Consider the following 15864-nt stretch of genomic DNA (forward strand, 5'->3'; position numbering starts at 1 on the left):
TGGCACAGGATCCCACGCCGCGTGTGAAGCTGCCCGTGACTTCACGCAGGCGCGAATGGCTGGTCCAGGCGACGTGGGCGTCCGCCGACGCCGGCGTCGTGATCCTGGCCACGTATGCCGCGACCTGGTTGCGTTACGACCTGCGCTTCAACCAGTTCCTGACGATGGCGATCGTGCAGTTCGCGATCGTGGCGGCTCTCGTGCACGTGCTCGCGGGCGTCGTGGCCGGTCCCTACCGGATCGGCCACCAGCGAGGCTCGTTCGAGGAGACCGCGGACATCGGTCTGACGATCGTCTTCGACGCCGCGGTGCTGATCCTGGTCGTCATGGCCACCCCGTGGCTGCACGGGGCGCCGCGCAGCCTGGCGCTGCTCGTGCCGGCGTTGTCGCTGGTCGGCATGTTCACCCTGCGCTTCATCGTGCGTTCCTACCGGTGGGGTCGCACGGTGTCGAGCGACAGCACCCAGAAGGTCATCGTCTTCGGTGCGGGCGAGGCGGGTCGACGCCTCGTGCGCGACCTGCGGCGGGACAAGCACGCGACGTACGCGCCCGTCTGCCTGCTCGACGACGATCCGCGCAAACGGCACATCAAGATTGACGGAGTCACCGTGCGTGGCGGGCGCGACCGACTGCGCGAGCTGGCCGAGGCGAGCGGCGCGACGTCCCTGGTCATCGCGATCCCGTCGGCCGACACCGACCTGATCCGAGACCTGCGGGCACTGGCTGCCGACGCCGGCCTCACGGTGCTGATCCTGCCCACGCTGAGTGAGCTCATGGGTCACACGCCCCGCAAGGCGGATCTGCGGCGCGTGAACCTGGAGGATCTTCTCGGTCGCCGCCAGGTCGTGCTCGACGAGACGGCGATCGCCGAGTCGATCAACGGCAAGACGGTCCTCGTGACCGGCGCGGGCGGCTCGATCGGCTCCGAGTTGGCCCGCCAGATCTCGCGATTCGGCCCGAAGAAGCTGATCCTGCTCGACCGCGACGAGTCCGCGCTGCACGGAGTGCAGATGAGCATCACCGGCCGTGCCCTGCTGGACGACGGCACGCTGGCTCTGGCCGACATCCGCGACCTGGACGCCCTACGCGAAGTGTTCGCCCGCGAGCGCCCGCAGATGGTCTTCCACGCCGCGGCACTCAAGCACCTCACGCTGCTCGAGCAGTATCCGCTCGAGGGTTGGAAGACCAACGTGCTCGGCACGATGAACGTGCTGCAGGCCGCGCACGAGGTCGACGTCGAGACGTTCGTCAACATCTCGACCGACAAGGCCGCACGCCCGACCTGCGTCCTCGGCTACAGCAAACGGATCGCCGAGCGGATGACCGCGGACTTCGCCGAGCTCGATGCCGGTCGATACGTCAGCGTCCGCTTCGGCAACGTGTTGGGTTCGCGCGGATCGGTCATCACAGCGTTCACCGCGCAGATCGAGCGCGGCGGTCCGATCACGGTGACCCACCCGGACGTCGAGCGCTACTTCATGCTCATCCCCGAGGCGAGCCAGCTCGTCCTCCAGGCCTCCGCGATCGGCCGCGACGGGCACGTCATGGTGCTCGACATGGGCACGCCGGTGAAGATCGTCGACGTCGCCAAAACCCTCATCGACCTGTCCGGCGAGCGCGACGTGGAGATCGTCTACACCGGTCTGCGGCCCGGCGAGAAGTTGTCCGAGGAGCTCTTCACCCCTGGTGAGGACATCCGTCAGTCCTCCCACCCTCTCGTGAGTTATGTCGACGTGCCGCCGATCTCAACCAGTTCGGTCCTGACCGCCGAGCCGCAGGACGGCGCCGAGGCGCAGGCGCGGATGCGCTACGAAGCGACCGAACCGATCCACGTAAAGGAACAGGCGTGACGCGCATCCATCTCTCCAAGGCGGACGTGTCCGTCCTGGAGGAGACCCTCGTGCTGGAGGCGTTGCGCTCCGGCTGGGTCGCCCCCCTGGGTCCGATGGTCGACCGCTTCGAGGCCGAGGTCGCGCAGCGGGTCGGAGTCGAGCACGCCCTCGCGCTGTCCTCTGGCACGGCGGCACTGCACCTCGCGCTGCTGCACCACGGCGCGGGACCGGGCACCGTGGTCGTACTCCCCTCGATGACCTTCGCCGCGACGGCCAACGCGGTCCTCTACACCGGTGCGGAACCCGTCTTCGTCGACTCCCGGCTGGACGACGCCAACCTCGACGTCGAGCTCACTCTGGAGGCGGTCGACGAGTTGGCCGCCCAGGGCCGGGAGGTCAGCTGCGTCCTGTCCGTGGATCTGTTCGGACGCAGTGCCGACTATCAGGCCCTCATGCCGGCGCTCGCGCAGCGCGGCATCCCATTGGTCGAAGACGCTGCAGAGGCGCTGGGCGCGACCCACCACGGCAAGGGCGCCGGGTCGTTCGGCACGGCCGCCGCGCTGTCCTTCAACGGCAACAAGATCATGACGACGTCCGGCGGCGGCATGCTGCTGAGCAACGACGGCGACCTGATCGATCGAGCCCGTTACCTGTCGACGCAGGCCCGCCAACCTGCCCCCTGGTACGAGCACACCGAGATGGGCTTCAACTACCGACTCTCCAACATCCTGGCCGCGATCGGCGTCGGTCAGCTCTCGCGACTGGACGAGATGATCGCCCGGAGGCGCGCGCACCGCCAGCAGTACGCCGACGCCCTGGGCGCGCTGCCCGGCGTGCGCTTCCTGGGGCGCGGCGACGGCCTGTCGGACAGCGAGGACAACTGCTGGCTGACCTGCATGGTGCTCGCCCCGGACAGCCCCGTCAGTGCGAACGACGTCATCGCCGGCCTCGAGGCCGCGGATATCGAAGCCCGCCATCTCTGGAAGCCGATGCACATGCAGCCGCTCTACGCCAAGAGCCGCATGTTCGCCGGGGGCGTGTCCGAGTCGCTCTTCGCCTCGGGCATCACCCTGCCGAGCGGGTCGGCACTGACCAGCGCGGACATCGACCACGTCATCGATGTCACGTCGACTCTGATCCAGCAGTAATGCCCACCTCCGCTGTCGCGAAGCGGGCGTTCGATCTGGCGTTCGCTGTGCCCGCGCTCATTCTCACCGCGCCCCTCCAGGCCGTCGTCGCGGTCGCCGTACGACGGCGGCTGGGCAGCCCGGTGCTCTTCCGCCAGACCCGCCCGGGATTGCACGGGCGACCGTTCCAGATGCTGAAGTTCCGCAGCATGCTCGACGAGGACCCTTCGCGTGGGTTGGTCACGGACGCTGAGCGGCTCACGCCGTTCGGCGCGAAGCTGCGCGCGACCAGCTTGGACGAGCTGCCCGCCCTGTGGAACATCGTGCGCGGCGACATGTCGCTGGTCGGACCCCGGCCGTTGTTGATGAGCTATCTCAACCGGTATTCCCCCGAGCAGGCGCGTCGCCATCACGTCAAACCTGGTCTGACCGGCCTGGCCCAGGTGTCTGGGCGGAACGCCGTGAAATGGGACGAACGTCTGAGGCTCGACGTGCATTACGTCGACCATCATTCGATCCGCGGCGACCTGCAGCTCATTTGGCGCACGGTCCGCCCTGTCCTCGCCCGTGACGGCGTCACTGGCTCAGAGTCTGTGACCATGAACGAGTTCGCAGGCAAACCGTGCCTAGAGGGTGCCCCGTGAAGATCTTGATTGTCTTGAAGACAAATGTCGGCGGGATGTGGCTAATGCCGCAGATTGCAGCCATGCAGGCGCGGCATCACGAGGTGGTGGTCGCGATTCCCCAAGGTTTGGGCAGGTTGCGCTCAGCTCTAGACGCCCACTCCATAGCGGTTCACCCCATCGAGTGGGACTTCTCCCCAAGATCTAGCCTGGCCGGGCTGAACGCCCTCTGGAGCTTGCACAATTTCATTCGCCGGGAGACACCTGACGTCGTTTTCTACCACCTCATCTTGTCAGCCCTGCTCGCCCGCCTCGCAGCCATCGGCACACCATCTCGCACGGTCCACATGGTCGCCGGGCCCCTATACCTTGAATCAAGAGTGCTCGCGACTATTGAATCTATTGCTTCTCGCTTGGACGACGCGATCATTGCAGGATCCGAATACACCGAACGCAAGTACGCCGCGATCGGATACCCGGCCAGCCGCTTGAGGGCCATACCGTACGGCGTCGACACTCAGAAATTTGATCCAGCGCGTGACTTATCACAAGAATCTATCGCGGACCCAGACACGTTCGTATGCATCATGGTGGCCTACTTCTACGCACCGAAACAGAGTGTGTTCAGGGGGCAGGGAATCAAGGGCCATGAGACCATGATCGAGGCGTGGCAACAGTTTCATGCCAAAAATCCCAGGTCGCGTATTGTCTTCGTTGGAAGCGGCTTCGACGACACCGGCGAGCAGTACCGCCAGCGTCTGATGAACGATCATCAGCTCCCAGGTGCCACGTGGATATCAACCGTCTCCGACGTTAGGACCTATTACAATAGCGCCGACGTTTCTGTGTCGCCGTCGCTGTCGGAGAATCACGGCGCCGCGCTGGAGGCCTCCAGTATGGGCCTGCCCGTAATCGTTTCCGATGCAGGAGCCCTGCCGGAGGCAATCACAGACCTCACAGGCTGGGTATTCAAGGCCGGCGACGCCGGTGACCTCTTGGATAAGTTGAATCAGGCGCACGAAGAATTCAAGACCGGCAGGCTGGAGGAACGTGGGCACAGAGCGCGGGAACTGATGGTCCGAAAGTTCGACAACCAAATCCTCTCGAATGAGGTGGTCGACGTCCTCGAGGGTACGCTCAGCAGCCAGCCTCCGCTTCTCGTCGTGGTCGAGCAGAGATGTGAGGTGCGTGATTCTACGCTGTACGGTTTCTCGTCTCTGGGGGCTTTGAGCGGCTTGTCGCAACAACGCCCTGTGAAAGTCCTGGCCAGGGCTGCAGCCGGCACCGATTTGACGGCGTCGCGGCCTCTGCTTCCCGGAAGCGCTGGAGTGGTCGTCCCCTGGCGAGGGATTTCGGATGTGCTCCGTTCTGCCATGCATCTGTATAGCCACATACGGCACGCTCCGGGCGTCGTCGTGTACACACCCGGATCCATCAGTACGATCGCCGGTCTCATAACCCTCGCCACACGCACGCCTCTTGCTGTGGTGGTGGCTGGAGATCCGGTCGAATCGCTCGCCGAGCCGGTCACGCAGGGATTAGTCGGTCGGATTCAGCGGCCAACCATGCGGGCAGCAACCCGCCTCCTGACATCTCGGGCGCACGTCGCTCGGTACGTGACAAGGCGCGTTCTCCAAGACCGCTACCCAACACGTGGGGAAGAGTTTGGAGCATTTTCGGTGCGTCGACTGAATTATTCGGCCACTGCCAGGGCAACGGATAATCCCACGATGAATATCTTAACTGTGGCGAGTCTTGAGAAACCCTACAAGGGCGTGCGCGAGTTGATTGATGCTATCGCCGCGGTGAGGGCGCGGGGGGTCCGGGTGACGTTGACCGTCGCCGGGGACGGGCAACTGCGACCTGCCCTACAGGAACACGCAAATGGTCTTCTCGGAGACTCGGGTCGATTTTTGGGACATGTTTCGAGCGACCGACTGGCGGTCGAATACCAACGCGCGGATCTCTTCGTCTTGAATTCCTGGGCGGAAGGCCTGCCTCGAGCTTTGGTCGAGGCGATGGGAAGCGGACTCCCTTGCATAGCTACCAAGGTGGGGGGGAACGAAGAATTACTCGAATTGCGCTGCTTGGTGCCACCTAAGGACACCAGCGCGCTGGCGGATTCCATCCTTGCCATGGCGGAGTCTCCAGAACAGAGAATGGTAACAGGCAAACGTAACGCGGAGCATGCAAGAACGCTTGTGGCAGAGGCGAATACGGTGCACGAGGACTTCATGTATGCTCTCAGCGAGTTTGGGATCTAGCGTGACTACCGTTGTTCTGCATGTTTTCGGGTCGATGGACGTGGGTGGGGCGGAACTTCGTACCATCGAACTTGCTGAGGCACTTGACGACGAAGACTTCGAGTTCCATTACCTGGCCTTGTCGGGTCGAGCTGGATCGCTCGCCCACCGCATCGAGTCCCGGGGTGGACAAATCCATCCACTACGGCTCGGGCCAAGATTTCCGTTGCAATATGCTCGGCTCCTACGAGAACTTCGACCTGATGTGATCGACTCGCATGTGGCCACCTTCTCCGGTGCCGTCCTGGCCGGGGCCGCTGCTCTCGGAGTGCCACGTCGAATTGCGCATTTTCGCAGCGACGGGGATTTGCATGGAAACTCGGCGCGTCGGCGGCTGCAGCGACGAACAATGCGTTATCTCATTTCCCGTTGCGCAACATCCATCGTCGGCGTGAGCCCGGGAGCCCTCTCGAACGGCTACTCGGCGTCTTGGCGCCAGGACGATCGCGCTCGGGTGATTCCCAACGGCTTTTCCGTGGTCACCGCCGCAACCAAGCCCGAGATGCAATTCAGGCGCGACGGGGTCAAAGGCGACCTTCGCCTCATCCATGTAGGTCGTCCGTCGGCGGAGAAGAACCGCAGCAGGACGATTAGCATCCTACGAGAGGTGCGCGCCGCTGGGTTCAATGCGCACCTAACTTTGGTGGGAGGCAAAGGGGCGGATGAGGCCGTGATTGCAGATGCTGTGAAGGCTCTGAAGATGGCGCCGTATATTGATGACGCGGGACATCAGGCCAACCCACAAAAATGCATCGCGAGGGCAGATTGCTTGATCCTGACCAGCACACGAGAGGGGCTCCCGGGCGTCGTGCTCGAGTCACTCGCTGTGGGAACTCCAGCCCTGTGCTCCGACGTTCCCGGAGCCGTCTGGATCGCCGACTATTTTCCATCAGCCGTTCGCACGATGCCGCTCAGTGCTCCTGACAGCGAATGGGTCACCGCTCTACAATCACTACTGAGTGGTGCTCCTGAGCGTCACGCTATCGTGGGCGCGTTCGCCGATACACCGTTCTCCCTGTCAGCTGCAACCGAGAACCATCGCGATCTATATCTGGGGACCAGTGATCACTAAAAACCGTTCGGCACCGTATTTGCTGCTCTGCTTGTTGACGCTGAGCGGCGTTCTGTACCTGCACGACCTCATCGTCGCGGACTCGGTCACCGGTATGCGCGTTGCCTGCTGCGTATTCATCCTGTGCCTAGCTCTTCACATGACGCAAAGACCCGGTCATCCGTTCACCCTAACGGCTGCTTATACGGGTCTGCTAGGAGTCTTCCACACCGGTCTCTTCTTCCAACCAGCCCTCGGCGGGACCTTCTCGACCCTCCGGCCAACCGATATCATCTGGTTGAATGCTGGCAGTATCCCGGCAGCCGCATACATCTACTCCGTAGGCCAACTCGCATTCAGCGCGTCGACGTTCGCCGTGGCCCTGTGGCGACGAGAGAGCCCGAGCGAACGAATTACCGCCGCCCCCACGCCTTCTTTCGAGAAATCCGCCACCGTTGTGGGAAGTGCACTTTTGATCGGTGGTCTCGCTCTTTGGTTCGCGATTTCGTTGACCCGTGGCGTGACGATCCTCGGTGGGTCCTACGTCAACTTCTTGTCCGGCACGGGGAATTCGAAGATCGCTTATGCCTATCTTCTGATGGGCGTCGGACTACCTATCCTCGCGACGACCTCGGGGCAGATGCGCAAGAAGCTGTTCAGGGTCTTCCTAGCGTGGTCGGCAATCGCGTTCATTCTCGGATTGCGTGGTGAGGTCCTGATCCCTATGACCGCATACCTCGTGGTCCGAGCGCGCCAACGTCCCATCAAGTTTCGCGCGTGGATGGCACCTGCCGCTGTCGCGCTGCTCGCGCTGGGGGCGCTGGTGCGAACCACGCGAGTCCAGGGCCTTCGCGGCGCAGTGGTGAATCTGGCCGATGTGAATCCTCTCTCCAGTCTGGCCGAACTCGGTTACAGCATCAGACCCCTGGCCCAGGTCATCACATGGCAGTCGTCCTCCGAGCTCCCGGTGGGTTCTGGCACCTACACGCACCCTGTTCTCAGAGCCCTCGGCGGCCACTTTCTCAATCTGGGTCTGCCGCCGGCCTCCACGGATCCCACGGCGTTGAACACCGTGGTTGCTGCACGAGTCGGCAACATCGGTGGCTCGCCCATCGCTGAGGCGTTTCGCGCCGGATCGCTGCCGGGTGTCATCCTGGTCATGGTGAGCCTGGGCATCATCAGCGGGATCCTGGATGCACGCCGCGGCGGCCAGCTCTTCGACTGCCTTGCAGGCGGCTTGGCATTCGTGCTGTTCCTCTGGGTGCGCAACACGTTCACACCGGTCCCCCTTCAGGTCGGTCTGGTGCTCGCCGCTGTGCTCGCCGTCAGAATGGCCGGCACCGCCAACGGAAAGCGCCGCACCGTCCTCATCACATCAGGCGCGCCACGTCGCGCCGTCGAGCTTCGGGACCCCGTCTTGAAGTTCCCTGCACAAAGCCTGGTCGTCGCGAACAACGGTTTCCTGTCCAGAAGTTCAACCGCTGACAACAGTCGCCCCCTCGTGAGCGGCGGTTCTTCGACGGAGACGTACGTCAAGGCGGGTCGCGTCTTCGACCCACCCCCAACCTCCGCAGCCGGCCGATACAGGCACACCCCACCTGTTCCACCCCGGCAGCACACCTCATGGCGCGATCGTGGCGGGCGCGTTGTCCAATCGCTCAGGCCCATCGTGGGCGTCTCCAGCGGTGCTGTCTCGAACGCAGGTCTCGCGCTGGCCTTCGGAATCCTCACAGCACGCATCCTTGGACCAACGGGCCAAGGCGAACTGACAGTCTGGGTCACCGTCTCGAGCCTGGCCGTCCTAGTGCTCACCCTGGGAACAGGAACAGCACTACGGGTCCGATCCCGCGGCGTGCCATCGAAGTCAGACTGCGCTGCCTACGCCGTCTTCACGTTGGTCGCGGCGATCGTCGCCGCGGCCCTGACTGTCGCCATCGGTCTTCCAGTGCACCATTCCTCCTCAACCGGGGTCATCTCGGCTGCTTTCCTTCTCGGCTTCTCCTTCATGCTCGGCAGACAGGCGGGCGACCTTCTACAAGCCGCTGGATTGACATCATTCTCGGTCTATTCAGGGGCGGTGGCGACCGGGGTGCAGCTTCTGCTGTTCGCCGTGGCCTGCCTGAGCGGGCACGGCACGGTGTTCTTCGCCCTGATCTGCGGATCCGTCGGTTACCTCAGCCAGATGTATTTCGCTGTGCACCGATCGCGCCGGGCAGGCACACGACCGGGCGTTCGCACGACAACATCCGCCGTCTCCTCCCTCATCAAGATCGGCGCGCCGACTCTTGGGTACAGCGTGGGCCTACTCGTCATTCAACGCGCCGACAGAATCATCTTGGCCGGTGTTCTTGGTGCACGATCCGCTGGAATCTACGCTGCTGCTGCGACGTTGGCTGAATCGATCAGGCTCGTGCCGGCGGCAATCGGGCAACTGCTGTTTGCTCGTACGGCGGTTGCTCAACGGGCCACCGGCGAGACTAGGCATCTCTACAAGGTGGCAGCCACCCTCATCCTCGGATCGTGTGCAGCGATCATCGCTATCTCCGGACCCCTTGTCAGAATTCTTTTCGGGTCACAGTATTCAGGCGCGGTCCCCATACTGCGCGGCCTGGTGATCGCCGAGATATTTATGGGGCTAGCACTGCTGGACTCCCGCATTCTCATGGGACTGGCGCGAACGAAAGAAGTGGGGCTTATTTCGACCCTGCTCGTTCTCATTGCCTTGCCCACGTATTACCTCGGTATCAAACTCTTCGGGGTGACGGGTGGCGTTATAAGCTGCATCGTCCTTTACGCCGCCTATGCGGCCATCCTATGGGCGAGGCGGCGAAAGATAGATGATGCGTTGGGTCATCTTTCGCCGTCACCTCACTAAATTGAGCCAGAAGCCCGGGAGAATTGCATGAAGCGAACGGCCGCCGCAATCGCGTACGGATTGATGGCCAGCCATCTACACCCACGCGTTCCGGGAGGTTACTGGGCCCGCCGGAAGCTGGCGCAGGCGATCTGTGAAGAAGTCCTCCCTGGCGCCAGGATTGGGCCCAGAGCACAGTTGTCGCGTAGCGTGCAACTGAAAGAGGGCGCAGGGATCGGTGCAGGAACATCGTTCCTCGGATCAGGATCAGTCGTGCTCGGAGCGCGACTCAAGATGGGCCCCGAATGTATGTTCATCACCAATGACCATCCCCTCCCCGACGCCGGTTCTACCTTCAGCTCATTGCACGGAACAACTCGCGGGATCCAGGTCGGTGAGGACGTTTTCATCGGAGCGAGGAGTGTCATCCTCCCTGGTGTCTCCATCGGAGATCGAGCATTGGTTGCTGCAGGTAGTGTCGTCACGAAGGATGTCCCGCCTGAGATGGTCGTAGGTGGGAACCCGGCAAGAGTAATTCGACAAGCTTTCAACGGGCCGTCCGAAACCCTCTAGCGAGGTCGACGCCAATGTAGTACGCCGTGGGTCGCAAGCCATCTCGGGCCAGAAGTACGTCCGACCCACGGCCACCCACCTACAACCCGTGCACTCGCTTCCCCTCGAGGACCCCGCGTGTGTCCAGTACCTCCACATCGGCATCATTCATGGCACTCAGATCGTAATAATCGTGCGCTTGCATCAGAACCACGAGATCCGATTCGCGCATTTCGCCATCCAGGTCCGTAACACTATCGAATGTTTGGTCCGTGCCTCGCGGTCTCCACTGCGATACATACGGGTCGTGATATCTGACGGTAGCCCCCCATGCGAGGAGTCGAAGTGCGAGCGGATCAGCCGGACTCTCACGCTGGTCTGCAATATTGGCCTTATAGGCCACTCCTAAAAGGAGGATTCGAGCTCCACGAACAGCTTTGCTGTCGTCGTTGAGAATATTTCGTATCCGATTGGCAACGTACCCCGGCGCAGCCTGGTTGATTTCCTCGGCCAGCTCGACCATCCGAAAGGCATACCCCAATTTGGCCTTGACCCGATGCGAGAGGTAGGACGGGTCTACCGGGATGCAGTGGCCACCGACTCCTGGGCCAGGTCTGAACGCCATAAAGCCGAAAGGCTTAGTAGCAGCCGCGTCAATTGCATTACCCAGATCTATATCGAGTTCCCGACTGAACCGCACCATCTCGTTCACCAGCGCAATGTTCACATGCCGAAAAGTATTCTCCAACAGCTTTGCCATCTCGGCTTCCCGAGCACGTTTGGCCGGTACGACAGTGTCAATGAAACTCTGGTAGAAGTCACGCGCCTTGGCCGTGCATGCGTCCGTGATTCCTCCGACGACTTTAGGAGTGTTCTTCACTCCATACTGCTCGTTCCCCGGATCGATTCTCTCAGGTGAGAACGCTACGAAGAGGTCGGACCCAATCTCCAGATCATTCCCCGCAACGATGGGTCCGAAGATCTCCTCTGTAGTTCCAGGGTAGGTCGTGGACTCGAGGATGCACAGCGTCCCACTTTTCACGTGCCGGGCTATGGTGTGGGCCGCGTTCTCTACTGCACCCAGATCCGGGCCACCACCTGCACCCAAGGGCGTCGGAACACAGACCACCACCACATCGGCCCGTTCGATGCAAGCCGGGTCGGCGGACGCGATATAGCCCTTGCTCAGGGCATTTGAGAGTTCGGCCTCCCCAATATCGCCGATGTGGGACACACCCCGGTTGAGATTCTCCACGACGGTCTCGTTCAACTCGAGACCCGTGACGCTGTGTCCGACCTGCGCCGCGCGCAGCGCCATGGGTAGACCGACATAACCTTGCCCGATGACTACGACAGTGTTCATTTGGTTCCTTCCCTGAACCATGCGATGGTCTCTTCGATACCCTCGTCAAGCGATGTGCTTGTTATGTTTGGGAAAAGTGATTGCAGAACCGCATTATCGGCCTGCGAATGTGCAACATCGCCAGCACGCGGTTCACGGAATCTAACGTCTCCTTTACACCCTGCCTTCTTCTCCAAAGCGTCGATCAGCTCGAGCAGGGATGTATTCGTACCAAACGCGAGGTTGACCGGCTCCGGGTGTTGCAGCCGTTTCTCGCTTGCCTCGAGGAGGACGCGACACACGGTTCCGACGTACGTGAAGTCGCGTGAGTTTGATCCGTCGCCGTTGACGAAGAGGGGCCGTTGAGCCAAGAGGGCGTCGATAAAGACTGGGATGACAGCCGCGTACACATGTCCGGCCATCTGCCGCGGTCCGTAGACGTTGAAGAATCGGAAGGCCATCGTCGACATCCCGTAAGACTGCTGAAATGAAAGGGCGTACTGCTCAGTAGCCAGTTTGCTCACTGCATACGGACTCATTGGTCGAACCCATTCACGCTCGGACTTAGGCAGCGCCGGATTCATTCCGTAAACCGATGACGACGAGGCCACCGTCGCGTGTTTCACACCTAGGGTGCGGGCCTCATTTAGCACCTCAAGGGTTCCGGTGGCATTTGACACGTGAGTTGCGATCGGATCCTTAATACTTCTGGGGACTGACCCGAGGGCGGCTAAATGCACGACCGACTGCACGCCGGCCAGCGCATGACGAAGAGCCCTCGAGTCCAAGATCGACGCCTCGACGAACTCGACGTCCAAGCCCTCGATGTTGGCAATATTGCCCGTTGAAAGGTCGTCGATGACGGTAACTTCGTGGTTACTTGCAAGGGCGAGTCGCACGAGGTTGGAGCCGATAAATCCGGCTCCCCCAGTGATGAGCAGACGCATGGCAACTTTCGGTAGATCAAGTCAGGACAGATGAGACGGCCAGTTGATGTAGCGTCCAGGCAGATATACGAGCCAATCTGTGCGGAAGGAGTCGCGATGGATGTGGTAATCGTCGGAGCTGGCGGCCACGGCCGTGAGACGCTCCACTGTATTCGACGGGCATCAGTCGATGGGTCTTTAAGGGTGCTGGGAATCGCGGATGACAGGCAGCCGTCGGGCGAGAGCCTGGACCGTCTCGAAAGGATCGACATCGGGTGGCTGGGGCCCGTGGAGTCCTTCCGCCACGTGCCCGTCTACCTCGGAATCGGTAATGGCATCGTCAGATGCAAGCTCAACGAGGTCATGACGTCGGCGCCGCCCGTAGTGGACCCGTCGGCGGTTGTGGGAGACGACGTCCGCCTCGACTGGGGATCCATCGTCTTCGCGCAGGCAACGGTGACTACGAACGTGCGTCTGGGGCGCCACACCCACATCGGGCGAGGCGCCGCAGTCGGCCACGACTGCACCCTTGAAGATGGGGTGTCGGTCATGCCGCTGGCATCCATCTCGGGCGATGTGTCGATCGGCAAGGGTGCCTTCGTCGGCACCGGCGCCCTGATACGTCAGGGAGTCCGCATTGGAGCCGCGGCGACCATCGGCATGGGCGCTGTCGTACTAGAGGACGTTCCCGATGCCGTGACGGTGGTAGGGAACCCGGCGAGGGTGCTCGGTAAACCACGCCACACTGACTGACCAACCTTCGCCCGCCGGGTTTCTGCGCGCGTCGTCGGTCTGCAGCTCTCGCACCCAGACCCGCCCGTTCCTTCAGGTAGTCCCGAGCGCTGCTGCTACTGCTGCGGCGATGGCGCGGTATCCGTCAGCGTTCGGGTAGACCCCACCGGAGCTCAGCAGGCCGGCCTTGCCGCTCAGAGGCGAGCCGACGTCGACGTACTGGCCGCCCACCTGCTGCACCGCGCTGCGCACCTCGGCGCCGAGGGCGGTGAGGGGCGCGGGGTAGGAGCCGGAGTCCCAGAAGGGTGAGACGGCGACGATCCGCGCCTTCGGCAGGTCCTGCCGCAGCTGCTGGAAGATCTTGGGGATGTTGGTGGCGGCCCTGGCCTGGTTCGTCATGTCGTTGCGACCGCCCGACACCACGACGATCGCGGGGTGGGCGGCGACCGCCCGGCTCACGACCTGCAGATAGTCCGGGCATCCCGCGGCAGGGCAATCAGGGGCGTGGAATTCCATGCCGTAACCGGTCCCCCGGTAGCCCAGGTTGACCTCGCGCCACCCCTCGCGCTGAGCCAGCAGCGTGGTCCATTTCGTCCCGTCGCCGCCGGCGCCGGTCGTGTAGGAGTCTCCGATGAAGACTGCCGTCGGTCGGGCCGCTGTCGTCCCGGTCGTCGAGCCGCCGGCCGCGCTCGATGTGGTCGGGCTCGGCGTACGCACCGAGGACGCCGATGAGGGTCGCGCGGAGGCGCCTGCGGTGGCGCGACCGTCCGCGATCGCCACTCCGGCGATGACCACAGCCGCGATCGCCCCGACAGCCAGGGCCGCATCCGGAAGAGCGTGGCGCGCCGCGGACTCTAAGCGGGTGCTGCGACGGGCGGGAGCGCGGGTCATTCAACATCCTTGGTCGGCGGGCAATTCCGATCATCATGCCACCGGCCCGCTCCCAGACACGGGACGTCGCTGGCACGGTCGGTCGATGAGCGGGCACCCATGTCCTGGAGTCGATGCCTGTCAGACCCCACCCCTACTCTGGAAGCATGTTCGATCCACAGCAGACCGTCGCCGGGGACGACTTCACGCCGCTCGCGAGCGAGGAGATCCGCACCTGGCTGATGCGGCTGCTCGAAGTCGACTACTGCCTGCCCGATGCTCAGCGGATCGACCAGATCGCCGCGCTGGAGGATCTGAAGGGCGCGGCCGCAGCAGCCCAGGCAGCTCTGACCGTCGATCTCTACGACGAGCAGCGCGCGTCCGACCAGGCGCGCGGCCTTCGCCAGGCCGACACCGCGCGGTCCGTCGGCGGCCAGGTCGCGCTCGCGCGCCGCGAGTCGCCGTCCCGCGGCTCACGGCACCTCGGACTGGCACGCGCCCTGGTCGATGAGATGCCGCAGACCTACGGCGCTCTGCGTCGCGGCGAGATCAGCGAGTGGCGCGCCACCATCGTCGCGCAGGAGACCGCCTGCACCACCCGCGAGATCCGCGGCCTCGTCGATGAGCAGCTCGCCGACGACCTGCCCCGGATGTCCGACCGCCGCGCCCACGCGATGGCCGCGGGCCTCACCGCGCGGCTGGACGCCGCGAGCGTCGTCGCCCGACGCTCGCGAGCCGTCGCCGCCCGTCGGGTCTGCGTGCGAGCTGCGCCGGACGGGATGGCAATCCTGACCGCCGTCCTGCCCTGCGCCGACGCGATCGCCGCGCACCTCGCGCTGCAGCAGGAGGCGCGCACGGACGTCGCCGACGGCACCGAGCGCTCGCGGGGCCAGCGGATGGCCGACCTGCTGGTCGGACGGCTGACCGGGCGCGAGCCCGCCGGCCCATGCGACGTGCACCTCAACCTGCTCATGGACGCGGAGACGCTCTTCGCCGGCGACGCCACGCCGGCGCGGCTCGAGGGATACGGCCCCATCCCGGCCGATCTCGCACGCCAGCTCGTCGGAGCCGGGTCCGAAGGTGACCGCAACACCGCGCGGGTCACCCTTCGCCGCCTCTTCACCTCACCGCGCGACGGCGACCTGATCCGGATGGAGGCGACGACAAGGGCGTTCACCGGGCTGCTTCGCGAGCTGGTCACCGTGCGCGACGAGGTCTGCCGTACGCCCTACTGCGACGCCCCGATCCGACATGTGGACCACATCCGGCCGCACTCGGCGGGCGGATCCACGTCGTTCGACAACGCGCAAGGGCTATGCGAGGACTGCAACTACCGCAAGGAGCACCCCGACTGGCGTGCTTCCCGGGCATCGAGTGACGGCTACCGGCATGGCGTCCACGTCATCACCCCGACCGGACACGTCTACCGCAGCGAGCCGCCCCCGACGCCGGTCCGGCAACGATCACGGCTGGAGCACTCTCTCGCGAAACGAATCGACGTCGCCCTCCTCACCGGGCGCATCTACCTCGAATCCGGCTGAGATAACTACAGGCAAGTAACTTACTCGAAAGAAACTTACCCGCTGCTGAGCCCCCGTAATTTAGTACGACCGACGTACTTTCAAGTACCGACCGCTTTGCGGCCGTGCCGA

General features: G+C 63.5%; 12 protein-coding genes. 9 read left to right on the forward strand and 3 right to left on the reverse strand.

The window, feature by feature from the left end; translation table 11 throughout:
- Positions 1 to 35: 35 nt before the first annotated feature.
- The 7 genes from HNR15_RS12455 (at position 36) to HNR15_RS18350 (ending at position 10363) form a co-directional block, all read left to right on the forward strand.
- Positions 36 to 1850 (forward strand): polysaccharide biosynthesis protein, encoded by a 1815-nt coding sequence (locus HNR15_RS12455; protein WP_343048532.1) that lies wholly within the window; start codon positions 36 to 38, stop codon positions 1848 to 1850.
- A complete protein-coding gene (locus tag HNR15_RS12460; protein ID WP_179482243.1) occupies positions 1847 to 2980 on the forward strand; it encodes an aminotransferase class I/II-fold pyridoxal phosphate-dependent enzyme in 1134 nt (377 codons plus the stop codon). The genes HNR15_RS12455 and HNR15_RS12460 overlap by 4 nt, the downstream gene beginning before the upstream one ends.
- Positions 2980 to 3603 carry a sugar transferase gene (locus HNR15_RS12465; protein ID WP_179482245.1) on the forward strand — a complete coding sequence of 208 codons (624 nt, stop codon included), beginning with the start codon at positions 2980 to 2982 and terminating at the stop codon, positions 3601 to 3603. Before HNR15_RS12460 ends, HNR15_RS12465 begins: the two co-directional genes overlap by 1 nt.
- Complete coding sequence (locus HNR15_RS12470) at positions 3600 to 5846, forward strand: glycosyltransferase (RefSeq protein ID WP_179482247.1); 2247 nt, start codon at positions 3600 to 3602, stop codon at positions 5844 to 5846. Before HNR15_RS12465 ends, HNR15_RS12470 begins: the two co-directional genes overlap by 4 nt.
- 1 nt (position 5847) lies before the next feature.
- Complete coding sequence (locus HNR15_RS12475; RefSeq protein WP_179482249.1) at positions 5848 to 6957, forward strand: glycosyltransferase; 1110 nt, start codon at positions 5848 to 5850, stop codon at positions 6955 to 6957.
- Positions 6947 to 9811: an O-antigen polysaccharide polymerase Wzy gene (gene wzy, locus HNR15_RS12480; RefSeq protein ID WP_179482251.1), complete on the forward strand. Its 2865-nt coding sequence runs from the start codon at positions 6947 to 6949 to the stop codon at positions 9809 to 9811. The genes HNR15_RS12475 and wzy overlap by 11 nt, the downstream gene beginning before the upstream one ends.
- Positions 9812 to 10099: 288 nt before the next feature.
- A complete protein-coding gene (locus tag HNR15_RS18350) occupies positions 10100 to 10363 on the forward strand; it encodes an acyltransferase (RefSeq protein WP_246305925.1) in 264 nt (87 codons plus the stop codon).
- A 79-nt stretch (positions 10364 to 10442) separates the two neighbouring features.
- Here the strand turns inward: HNR15_RS18350 and HNR15_RS12490 are convergent, their stop codons facing one another.
- Positions 10443 to 11705 carry a nucleotide sugar dehydrogenase gene (locus HNR15_RS12490; protein WP_179482255.1) on the reverse strand — a complete coding sequence of 421 codons (1263 nt, stop codon included), beginning with the start codon at positions 11703 to 11705 and terminating at the stop codon, positions 10443 to 10445.
- Entirely contained in the window at positions 11702 to 12631 is a 930-nt protein-coding gene (locus tag HNR15_RS12495) for an NAD-dependent epimerase/dehydratase family protein (RefSeq protein ID WP_179482257.1), read from the reverse strand. Before HNR15_RS12495 ends, HNR15_RS12490 begins: the two co-directional genes overlap by 4 nt.
- A 96-nt stretch (positions 12632 to 12727) precedes the next feature.
- Between HNR15_RS12495 and HNR15_RS12500 the strand changes: the two genes are divergently transcribed.
- Positions 12728 to 13363, forward strand: a complete 636-nt coding sequence (locus HNR15_RS12500) for an acetyltransferase (RefSeq protein WP_179482259.1) — start codon at positions 12728 to 12730, stop codon at positions 13361 to 13363.
- Positions 13364 to 13435: 72 nt separating this feature from the next.
- Here the strand turns inward: HNR15_RS12500 and HNR15_RS12505 are convergent, their stop codons facing one another.
- Positions 13436 to 14233 (reverse strand): SGNH/GDSL hydrolase family protein, encoded by a 798-nt coding sequence (locus HNR15_RS12505; protein WP_179482261.1) that lies wholly within the window; start codon positions 14231 to 14233, stop codon positions 13436 to 13438.
- Between the two features lie 146 nt (positions 14234 to 14379).
- Between HNR15_RS12505 and HNR15_RS12510 the strand changes: the two genes are divergently transcribed.
- Entirely contained in the window at positions 14380 to 15753 is a 1374-nt protein-coding gene (locus tag HNR15_RS12510) for an HNH endonuclease (protein ID WP_179482263.1), read from the forward strand.
- The last annotated feature ends 111 nt before the right edge of the window (positions 15754 to 15864 follow it).

Source organism: Allobranchiibius huperziae, from assembly GCF_013410455.1.
Lineage (GTDB): Bacteria > Actinomycetota > Actinomycetes > Actinomycetales > Dermatophilaceae > Allobranchiibius > Allobranchiibius huperziae.

Bases quoted from the DNA above. Each gene is read 5' to 3' on its own strand.
- HNR15_RS12510 (WP_179482263.1), top strand. From the start codon at position 14,380: ATGTTCGATCCACAGCAGACCGTCGCCGGGGACGACTTCACGCCGCTC.
- HNR15_RS12490 (WP_179482255.1), bottom strand. From the start codon at position 11,705: ATGAACACTGTCGTAGTCATCGGGCAAGGTTATGTCGGTCTACCCATG.
- HNR15_RS12495 (WP_179482257.1), bottom strand. From the start codon at position 12,631: ATGCGTCTGCTCATCACTGGGGGAGCCGGATTTATCGGCTCCAACCTC.
- HNR15_RS12465 (WP_179482245.1), top strand. From the start codon at position 2,980: ATGCCCACCTCCGCTGTCGCGAAGCGGGCGTTCGATCTGGCGTTCGCT.
- HNR15_RS12500 (WP_179482259.1), top strand. From the start codon at position 12,728: ATGGATGTGGTAATCGTCGGAGCTGGCGGCCACGGCCGTGAGACGCTC.
- HNR15_RS18350 (WP_246305925.1), top strand. From the start codon at position 10,100: ATGTTCATCACCAATGACCATCCCCTCCCCGACGCCGGTTCTACCTTC.
- HNR15_RS12505 (WP_179482261.1), bottom strand. From the start codon at position 14,233: ATGACCCGCGCTCCCGCCCGTCGCAGCACCCGCTTAGAGTCCGCGGCG.